9 protein-coding genes and 1 pseudogene are annotated in these 9,233 nt (G+C 64.9%); all 10 read left to right on the top strand.

Annotated features, from left to right (window positions below; all coding sequences use genetic code 11):
- Window positions 1–395, top strand: a pseudogene (locus V7D69_RS05825) (conjugal transfer protein TraV); the annotation flags it as partial.
- A complete protein-coding gene (gene traC, locus V7D69_RS05820) occupies window positions 395–2,941 on the top strand; it encodes a type IV secretion system protein TraC (RefSeq protein ID WP_333605329.1) in 2,547 nt (848 codons plus the stop codon). The pseudogene V7D69_RS05825 and the gene traC, both read left to right, overlap by 1 nt.
- A 31-nt stretch (window positions 2,942–2,972) precedes the next feature.
- Entirely contained in the window at window positions 2,973–3,368 is a 396-nt protein-coding gene (locus V7D69_RS05815; RefSeq protein WP_333605328.1) for a hypothetical protein, read from the top strand.
- Window positions 3,365–3,772 (top strand): type-F conjugative transfer system protein TrbI, encoded by a 408-nt coding sequence (locus V7D69_RS05810; protein ID WP_333605327.1) that lies wholly within the window; start codon window positions 3,365–3,367, stop codon window positions 3,770–3,772. The genes V7D69_RS05815 and V7D69_RS05810 overlap by 4 nt, the downstream gene beginning before the upstream one ends.
- Entirely contained in the window at window positions 3,759–4,283 is a 525-nt protein-coding gene (locus tag V7D69_RS05805) for a S26 family signal peptidase (RefSeq protein WP_333605326.1), read from the top strand. The genes V7D69_RS05810 and V7D69_RS05805 overlap by 14 nt, the downstream gene beginning before the upstream one ends.
- Window positions 4,280–4,927, top strand: coding sequence for a type-F conjugative transfer system protein TraW (gene traW / locus V7D69_RS05800; RefSeq protein ID WP_333605325.1), 648 nt, complete (start codon window positions 4,280–4,282; stop codon window positions 4,925–4,927). Before V7D69_RS05805 ends, traW begins: the two co-directional genes overlap by 4 nt.
- On the top strand, window positions 4,924–5,952 hold the full coding sequence (gene traU, locus V7D69_RS05795) for a conjugal transfer pilus assembly protein TraU (protein ID WP_333605324.1): 1,029 nt from the start codon (window positions 4,924–4,926) through the stop codon (window positions 5,950–5,952). The genes traW and traU overlap by 4 nt, the downstream gene beginning before the upstream one ends.
- On the top strand, window positions 5,949–6,713 hold the full coding sequence (trbC, locus tag V7D69_RS05790) for a type-F conjugative transfer system pilin assembly protein TrbC (RefSeq protein ID WP_333605323.1): 765 nt from the start codon (window positions 5,949–5,951) through the stop codon (window positions 6,711–6,713). The genes traU and trbC overlap by 4 nt, the downstream gene beginning before the upstream one ends.
- Window positions 6,710–8,416, top strand: a complete 1,707-nt coding sequence (locus V7D69_RS05785; RefSeq protein ID WP_333605322.1) for a conjugal transfer protein TraN — start codon at window positions 6,710–6,712, stop codon at window positions 8,414–8,416. Before trbC ends, V7D69_RS05785 begins: the two co-directional genes overlap by 4 nt.
- A complete protein-coding gene (locus V7D69_RS05780; RefSeq protein ID WP_333605321.1) occupies window positions 8,397–9,233 on the top strand; it encodes a conjugal transfer protein TraF in 837 nt (278 codons plus the stop codon). The genes V7D69_RS05785 and V7D69_RS05780 overlap by 20 nt, the downstream gene beginning before the upstream one ends.

The following is a 9,233-nucleotide window of genomic DNA, read 5'->3' as shown; positions in this document are numbered from 1 at the left end:
CCCCGCCGCTCATGCGCGAGCTGCGGCGAAAGCTCAAATCGGCGCAGCAAAGGAAGGAGGCCATTGCCGATGATGCGCCGTCAAACATGATCGAGGAGTCCGAGCCGGCGCGCGGAGCATCCGATGCCGTACCTGAAGCCTCGCCCTTTTCACTCGCCGCTCCTCCCGCCCTCGATACGCAAGTTGCCTCGCCGCCGGTCCTCCCCTCCACGGCGCGCGAGGCCATTGCCGGTGCCAAAGCGCCGGCGGTCGAGGGGTTCGACGTGCCGCCCCCGCATGATCGAACCCCTCGGCCTCTTGTCCAGCGGACGCCCCCGAATTTCCCGAGCATCGAGGCGATCGAAGCCGCCAAGGCAGCAGCGGCCAAGGCCGCGCCCAACAAGGATCACAGGTGATGGCCGAGAAACTGAAGTCGATTGTCGACCGGGTCCTCTCGGGTCTGCTGGGCGATGCGGAGCATGCCGAAAAGGGCCGCCCCCAGCTGATGCTCGACATGCTGTCGGACTGGCTTCCCTACCGGGTCTATGATCCCCAGAGCCGGCTCTATTTCAACGCGCGGTCGAAGGGATTCATCCTTTCGGTGACCCCGTTGATCGGGGCCGATGAACGGACCGGCGAGATCCTGGGGCAGTTCTTCTCCGAGGGGCTACCGGCGGGCGCCTGCCTGCAGGTGCTGCACCTTGCCAGCCCTCGCATCAGCCGGATCGTCGCTCCCTGGTTTGCACCGCGCTACGTCCAGGGCGGCGTCTATGAAGCGATCGCCCGGCACCGGGCAAAGCGGCTCTACAGTCTCGTCTGGCAGTCAGGCTCGAGCGATGCTCCGTTCCATGCCCGCCATCACCAGGTGATCGTGTCGGTCGGCGTTCCCGCCGCGAAGGCGACGAGCAACGAAGATCTCAAGCACACCCGCGATGGCCTGATCGCGATGCTCAAGTCCCTCAATCTCGGCGTGGCCGAAGTGGGTCCGCAGGAACTCATCGCGGTGATCGACGATCTGACCTCGCCGACCACCGCACCGCAGGACGATGCGGTTCCCTACAATCCCAACGACCCGATTGCTGCCCAAGCCATCCGTCACGACATCGAGCTCGTCGTCCACGAGGATCGGATGCAGCTCCGCACCGAGCGGTTCCGACCCACTGGCAAGGTCAACGACGGCGTGCCCGAGATCGGCACTGTCTATCCCGACGCCTTCGACGTGCGGCACTATGCGTCGCGCAACATGCCGCAGCGATGGGCACCGTGGGAATGCGCGCGGCTGATCGGCGACCTCTTCACCGACAAGCTGCGTTTCCCATGTCCTACCGCGACCATGCTTTGCCTAGTCTATCCCGATCAGGAAGCCGCTGCGGCAAAGGCTGGATTCAAGTTCATGCGCACGACGAGCCTTTCCGGCACGCGCAGCGCTCGTTTCCTGCCGCGCATCGGCGAGCAGGCAGCCGAGTGGCAGCATGTACAGTCCGAGCTCCAGGAAGGGCGCCGGCTTGTCCGGGTCTTCTACGGCCTGACGGCCTTCTCGCCGCTTGGATCGGGCGACCGCCACGAGCGGGCCATCAAGTCGATCTACAAGGCTGCCGGCTGGGATCTCGCCGACGAGCGCTATCTCCAGGTCCAGGGTTTGCTGGCAGCCATGCCGTTGACGCTGGCCGACGGGCTTGGCGCGGATATGGAGCGGCTGAAGCGGTTCAAGACGGTGCTGTCGACGACGGCCGCCAACATCGCCCCGATGCAGGGCGAATATCTGGGCAGTGCTCATCCGCATCTGCTCTTCGTCGGACGCCGGGGCCAGCCCTTCTTCTGGTCGCCGTTCGAGAATGATGCCGGGAACCACAATGTCGCGATCTGCGGCAAGTCGGGCTCGGGCAAATCGGTGCTGCTCCAGGAGATGTGCGCGGCGCTGCGCGGGGCGGGTGCGCAGGTGGTGGTCATCGACGATGGCCGCAGCTTCGAGCATTCGGTCAAGCTCCAGGGCGGACGCTTCGTCGAGTTCACGATGAAGGCAGGCTTCTGCCTCAATCCCTTCTCGATGATCGATGTCACGCGGGCTCAGGCCGACGAAGATTACCGCCTCGACTGTTTCGGGATGATCAAGGCGATCGTTGGCCAGATGGCCCGGCACTCCGCCCGCCTCAACGATACCGAACGCGGTCTGATCGACCGGGCGGTCAATTCCGTGTGGAACGAACATGGCGCCGATGCGAGCATCACCGCCGTTGGCGATGCCCTTGTGGCCCTCGGCAGCGAGGCCGCCGCCGATCTCGCGACGGCTCTCGCCCCGTTCATGGCCGGCGGGACCTACGGAGCCTTCTTCGAGGGGCAGGCCAGCCTCGACCTCGATGCCGATTTCACGGTCTTCGAGATGTCGGACCTCGCGAGCCGGGAGGAACTGCGCGCGGTTGTGCTGTCCGCCATCATGTTCATGACCAGTCAGGCGATGACCCGCAGCCCTCGCTCGGTTCGGAAGCTGCTGCTGATCGACGAGGCGTGGTCGATGCTGAAGGGCGGCTCGATGGGCGAGTTCGTCGAGACCTATGCCCGCACCTGCCGCAAATACGGCGGGGCGCTCGCCACCGCCACCCAATCGCTCAACGACTATTACAAGTCCGATGGCGCGACTGCCGCACTCGAAAACAGCGACTGGATGCTGATCCTCCAGCAGAAGCCCGAGACCATCGCCGACTTCAAGGCATCGAAGCGCCTCGACATGGACGACCGGACCGAAACCTTGATCCGCAGCCTCAAGCGCTCGGGCAACGACTATTCGGAGGTCTTCATCAAGGGGCCGGAGACCGAGGCGATCGGCCGGCTCGTCCTCGACGACTATTCGGCAACGCTCTTTTCGAGCTCTCCGCAGACCTTTGCCGCGATCGACGCCGAGATCGCCCGAGGCCACCAGCTCGCCGACGCGATCGAGCGGATCGCCTTCGCCAATCGCTCCTGAAATCTCCCTTCATTCAAGGATTATTGATTCTATGCCTCTTCATGTCGTCACTCCCTTCGATCGGGCTCACGAACCCCAGCTGGACGAAGGCCTCGATCTTCCGCCCGGGCCAACCTGGCGCCGGCACGCCGCGGATACCTGCTTCATCCTCATCAAGGCCGGCGGTTTCCTTGCCTCGACCTATCTGATGACGCTTGGCCTGCCGCTGCTCTTCTTCCTGATGATTTCGGGAGGCAGCGTGGACGTGTTTTTCGCGCAGGTCGCCAATCTGGCCGACCGCTTTCTGTCGGCCGATGCCGCTCGCCAGTCTGGCTTCGTCGAAGAACTGAAGTTCGGTCTCATCGGTCTCGCCACCCTGATGGCGATCTGGCGCATGCCGCGCTTCCTCAATGAGGTCGCGGACGGACTCCGGGAGGAAGAGCTGTGAAGAACATTCTGGCAACATCAACTGTTTCGAATCGGCTTTCCGGGCTCAACCTTACCGCGATAGCGCTTGCGTTGAGTATGCTCGGCTCAACCCTTTGGGGCGTCTGGGCGACCCAAGCACTCCTCGATCTCCGCAAGCGCGAGGTCGTAACGGTGCAACTGAGCCGCATCATGGGCGACTTCATCGAAGCCGAAGCTCGCGCGGGGCGGACGCCGGAAGAAACCAAGCAGCGGGTGCAAGCCTACCTCCAGGCGGTCGAGGCATCCGTCCAGCGCCTGGCGCGCGACGGACGCACCGTCCTGGTCGCCGAAGCTGTGGTTGCCGGCAGCACCCCCGACTTCACCGAAACCGTGCGCGTCGATGTCGAGCGCCGGATGGGAGCCATTCCCGATGCGCGCCGCTGATATCATCTTCCGATCCCCGACATGGCGCCGCGTAGCGCTCTGGAGTGGTCTCGGCGCCGGGGCATTCGCGCTCTCGTCGCTGGCCGCCTTTGCGGCAGGCCATGCGCTGATGATCAACGCGAGCCCGAGCCTGCCCTACTGGGCGATCTGGCTCGATCGCGGAGCCGCTCCGCAGCGCGGCGATATCATCCTGTTCGATCCGCCAGCCTCGCCGCTCCTCGCGAAGCATTTCGGCAAGGAGCCGAAACCCTTCGGCAAGCGCGTCAGCGGCATGCCGGGTGACGTCGTCACCGAAAAAGACCGCGTCTACTTCGTCAACGGCCGCCAGGTCGCCAAAGCGAAGCTCAAGAGCCGGCGGGGCGAGTCGCTGGCCCTCGGCCCTACCGGCACGGTGCCCAGAGGCTGCTACTTCGTGACGACCGGGCACAAGGACGGCTTCGACAGTCGCTATGCGGCGATCGGTTGGATCTGCCGTCAGCGCATTCTGGGTGTGGGGAGGCCGATCCTGTGACACACCGCTTCCTCGCCCTCGGTCTCCTCCTTGGCTGCACGGTCGGCGCAATGCCTGCCGCGGCGCGCGATTACGGCCAGCAGGGGGCCGTCTGGCCGGTGATCGAGCCGGATCTGCTTCGGCAGATTCACGCCCGTCTCCAGCACCTGGAAGCGACCGGCGAGACTGCACGGCTCAACGAGGAGTTGAAGCGGCGAACCATCGCGCGGGTCAACCGGCCCGAACCTGTCGCCGGGGTGAGTTTGGCCGCCGATACCCGGGTGTGGCGGTTCGATCCGACGATCACGGTCGAACGGGATATCGCCGACGACAAGGGGCGGACCGTCATCGCGGCAGGTACGCGGGTCAATCCACTCGACACGGTTCCGCTTCGCGCTCCCCTCGTCTTTCTCGACGGCGATGATCCCGCTCAGCTGGCCTGGGCGAGCCGACGTTTCGGTCCAACCGCCGCGAAGCTGATCCTCGTGCGCGGTGCCCCGCTCGAACTCATGAAGGCCCGCCAGCGCCGCTTCTATTTCGACCAGGGCGGCACCCTCGTGAAGCACTTCGGCATTCGCGCGGTACCGGCCACCGTCGAGCAGCAGGGCCGCATCCTCATCGTCAAGGAATTGCCGATCAAGCCGCAGGAGCGAACCCCGTCATGAACAGGAAAAAGGGCATCTTCGCACGGCTTTGCGGCATATTGCTGTTCGCGAGCCTGAGCCTTGCGGTCAGCGCACCCGCTCAAGCCTCCGCAGGGCCGGGCCGCTGCACGGGCAAGTTCGTCAACCCCATCACCGACATCTGCTGGTCCTGCCTGTTCCCGATCTCGATCGGCGGCCTGAAGATCTGGCCCTCGAGCCGCCCCGACACGGGTAATCCGGCGCTCCCTGTCTGTCTGTGCGGCCTCAGGCCCGGGATCGCGATGGGTTTTTGGGAGCCGGTCCGCCTTGCCGACGTCAGCATGAAGCCGTGGTGCTTCGTCAATCTGGGTGGGATGAAGCTCGATCCGGGTTTTGACATCGGCTTCAAGTCGATGGCCGGCCCCTCGGCCGTGGGCGGTGCGACGCAGTACAACTCGCAGTGGCACGTCCACTGGTACGCCTATCCGCTGATCTACTGGATGGAGATCGTCGCGGATTTCCTGTGTCTTGAGTCCGGCTCGATCGACATCCTCTACATCACCGAGATCGATCCGCTCTGGCAGGACAGCGAACTCACCGCGATCATCAATCCCGAGGTGGTCCTCTTCGCCAATCCCTTGGCGCTTGCCGCCTGTGCCGCCGATTGCGTGGCGGCGACGGCGAAACTGCCAACCGACGAACTGTTCTGGTGCGCCGGCTGCCAGGGAACCATGTACCCGCTCAACGGCAACATCTCGGCGACGATCGGTCACGTCCAGGCCTCTCGGCTCGCACTCGCCCGCTTCTCCTACAAGCTCCACCGCGAGCTCGTCGCCTGGGGCACGATGGGTAGCAAGGGTCTTTGCGGCAAATACCTGATGCCGGTGATGCGCAAGCAACAATACCGCTTTCAGGCCACCAATCCCAATCCGCAGACCAAGGGCCGCTACGCCTGCGCGCCCATTGGCGCTTCCACCACCTTCATGTCGGCAGGCCAGGTCTACCCCGCCATCGGCGAGGACATGGGCTATCTGGTCTGGCGCAAGCGGAACTGTTGTGCGCTATGAAGACATTTCCTCATCTCGCTGTAATCGCGTGCGTTGCAAGCGTTGCCGCTTTTGCTGGCGCCGCGGCGCAGACCGCAGGATCCGACCTCGATCTGGAGGCGATCCGCGCGCGTGCCGCCGTGCAGGCGGCCGAAGCCGACGCCCTCGCGGCGAATGCCCGTTCCCGCGCCGAAAGTGTGGCCGACGAGGCAAGAACGAGTGCGGCGGGCGCTGAGGCCCACGGCAAGCGCTACGTCGGGGAGGCGGCGAACGCCCAACGGGTCGGTCCGGACAGCACCTTCGATTTCGACAAGATGGTCGCCGCCGCGGGCGCGATGACGAGCGAAGGCATGGGTCAGGCGCCCCGGTTCATCGCCTTCGCCAGCACTTCGATGCCGCCGACGGCGCTTCGCGCGATGATCGAAGATGTGACTCGCGCCGGCGGCGTCGTGGTTTTTCGCGGGCTTCCGCAAAACAGCGCCAAGGCGCTGACCGCCGCACTGTCCAAGGTCGCCCGTGAGGGCGAGCAACTGGACGGCGTCGGGATCGATCCTCGGCTGTTCCGCGCTTTCGGGATCGATGCCGCTCCGACCTATGTCGTTACCAGCAGTGACTTCGATCTCTGCGACGGATTTGACTGCAAGAGCGAGGTTCCCCCGCACGACCGCATGACCGGCAACGTGACGGCTCACTACGCACTGGAGGCCTTCGCGCGCGGCGGCGGCCCCGGAGCGTTGCTCGCCGCCCAACATCTTGCCCGCCTCGAAAGGCCCGTCCCATGAAACGGCTGCTCCTCGCCCTCGCTTGTCTTGCTGCCACCACCTTCAACCCGGTCGTACCGCTTCGTGCCCAGACGACGACCGATGCGGCAAAAGCGGACGGCAAGGCCTTTGGCCGCGACAAGGCCGCCGCAGCACAGGGGGCTGCCACCACCGACCCCGATGCGAGCCGCATCCCCAATTTCGGCGGCGTGCCGAGCCAGTCGGGTTATTTCGACGATCCGGACCGGATGAGCCGGGAGGCCGCCAGTCAGGCAACGTCGAGCACTGGCTACCGGACGATGCGGGACTCGATGGACCGGCGCGCGCGCTTCGCGCCGCAGGACCTCGATGCCACCATAGCGCGCAGCAGGGTCATCGGCGACGACCCGCTCTCCTATACCAGCGGGATGGGCATAAGCGGTAACCAGGGGCGCTGCGTCCCCCTGCCTCCGGGGAGCGGCACCGCCAGCCGGTACATGGCCACCTGCAACACTGGCTATACGGCAACCCAGGAAACGCGGAACTGCCCGGTCGCGCTGGTCGCCAAAGTCGAGCAGCGGCAGGCCTACGGCTATTATTGTTTGCCCGCCTCGGGCGACCCCAACGCGGTTTACGACTGCGCGCGCTACCCCGCGCCGCAATGCCGCCTCGTTCAGTCCATCCCGGTCAACATCTGCGACCCCTCGTTCGGCTGTACGTCGTTTACGATCAACGAAATGAGCTGCACGTCGCCAATCGATGGTGCCACGCCGTACACGGTGACCGGCGAGAACGTCGTCACGACAACCCGCGACGAGAGCCAATGCGCGGGGCTAGCATCAGACAGCACCTGCCAGCAGGACACCGAGAGCTGCACCGACAGCGATCCGGTCACGCGCATCGTCGATGGGGTTTCCGTCACACAGCCATGCTGGGCCTGGTCGCGCAGCTATACCTGTGCGAAGTTCACGCAAGCGCAGGACTGCCAGGCGCTCGAAACCACGCCCGGCTGCAATCTGGTGCGCGAAGACTGCCTGACCGACGAGCCTTGCCGGACCTGGGAGCGCGTCTACGACTGCCCGGTGCCCGACCAGCCGGCGAGCACCAATCAGTTCATTTGCGATGGCGATGTCTACTGCATCGACGGGTCGTGCGAGACGATCGAGCGCGAGGCCAATGACGAGTTCAAGGATGCCGTCGTTGCCTTGAACGCGATGAACCAGGCCCGGCGCGAATTCGATCCCGACAATCTCACCCTGTTCAAGGGAACGCGCGAGACCTGCTCATCCAAGGTCTTCGGCGTGCTCAACTGCTGCAAGGGCAAGGGCTTCCCGCTCATCCCGGGCATCCAGTTGCTCGTGGCGCTGGGCTGTAGCCGCGAGGAGATGCTGCTCCACCAGAAGGATGCGCAAGGCCTGTGCGCCTATGTCGGGACCTACTGCTCGTCGTCCTTCCTCGGCGTGTGCCTGACCAAGCGGAAGGTCTACTGCTGCTTTGAATCCAAGCTCTCGCGGATCCTGCAGGAGCAAGGCCGTCAACAGCTGAACAAGCCCTGGGGCAAGCCCAAGACCGAGCAGTGCCTCGGCTTCACCATCGACGAGTTTGCCCGGCTCGACCTCTCGAAAATGGATTTCAGCGAGGTCTACGCCGAGTTCACCGATGCCGCCCGCCTGCCCGACGAACTGCAGGCAACACAAGAAATCCAGCAGAAGATCGAGGACTACTATGCTCGCGCGCGCCAGTAAGGTCAGCCGGCGGCTTCTGGCCGCCAGCCTCGCCCTCACCACCACCTATCCCTTTGTCACCGCTCCAGCGCGGGCCGGGGAGCCGCCGCTCGTCACAACCGATGACAGCCAGGACAGCTTCTACTGCCAGGAGCGCAGGCTTGGATACTGGTTCTATTGTTCGCGGCCAAAGCCGCCCGAGCGAGACAACGCGCAGGCGCCGCCCACGGCTAGCGCGACTAGCCAACTCGATGCGGTCACCGCCGAACTGCGGGAACTCAAGGCGAAGGCGATCCTCGAGCCAACTCCGACCAATGTGACGGCCTACATTCGCTTCCAGCGCGAGCAGCTCGACCGGGCATCACTGTTCAGCGACGTCTGGCAGCGCGCGATCTGGCAGGATCCCGACCTCGACTACACGTTGCAGCGGCCCGTCTCCACACTGGGCAAACGCCAATGGCAGGACGCGCGCGGTGCGGAACGCAACACCGTGATGGCGCATCTCTCCGAGCGCTACGGCCTGTTCTATTTCTTCGCCCAGAGCTGCGGCGCCTGTGAGGTGATGTCGCCGATCGTGCAAAGCGTCGCCACGACCTGGCACATCACGGTACGCGCGATCTCGACCGATGGCGGCCCCTCCCGGCACTTCCCGGCCTATGCGGTCGAGACCAACCAGCGAAGCCGCATGGGGCTCGAGCCCAAGATCACCCCGGCCGTCGTGTTGTGGGATGCCGCCAAGGGCCAGGCGATTCCGATCGGCTACGGCGTGATGTCCGCCGACGAGCTTCAGGACCGCATCTATCTCCTCACTTCGAAGGAAGCCGGACGTGACTACTAG

Origin of the sequence: Novosphingobium sp. (genome assembly GCF_036733805.1) — a bacterium.
In the GTDB taxonomy this organism is placed as follows: domain Bacteria; phylum Pseudomonadota; class Alphaproteobacteria; order Sphingomonadales; family Sphingomonadaceae; genus Novosphingobium.
The sequence above is the reverse complement of the archived record's forward strand: the minus strand, read 5'-3'. Positions and strand labels throughout refer to the sequence as shown.

What these genes read in the sequence shown, in the direction of transcription:
- traC (WP_333605329.1), top strand. Translation starts at nt 395, where the DNA reads ATGGCCGAGAAACTGAAGTCGATTGTCGACCGGGTCCTCTCGGGTCTG.
- V7D69_RS05815 (WP_333605328.1), top strand. Translation starts at nt 2,973, where the DNA reads ATGCCTCTTCATGTCGTCACTCCCTTCGATCGGGCTCACGAACCCCAG.
- V7D69_RS05805 (WP_333605326.1), top strand. Translation starts at nt 3,759, where the DNA reads ATGCGCGCCGCTGATATCATCTTCCGATCCCCGACATGGCGCCGCGTA.
- traU (WP_333605324.1), top strand. Translation starts at nt 4,924, where the DNA reads ATGAACAGGAAAAAGGGCATCTTCGCACGGCTTTGCGGCATATTGCTG.
- trbC (WP_333605323.1), top strand. Translation starts at nt 5,949, where the DNA reads ATGAAGACATTTCCTCATCTCGCTGTAATCGCGTGCGTTGCAAGCGTT.
- V7D69_RS05785 (WP_333605322.1), top strand. Translation starts at nt 6,710, where the DNA reads ATGAAACGGCTGCTCCTCGCCCTCGCTTGTCTTGCTGCCACCACCTTC.
- V7D69_RS05780 (WP_333605321.1), top strand. Translation starts at nt 8,397, where the DNA reads ATGCTCGCGCGCGCCAGTAAGGTCAGCCGGCGGCTTCTGGCCGCCAGC.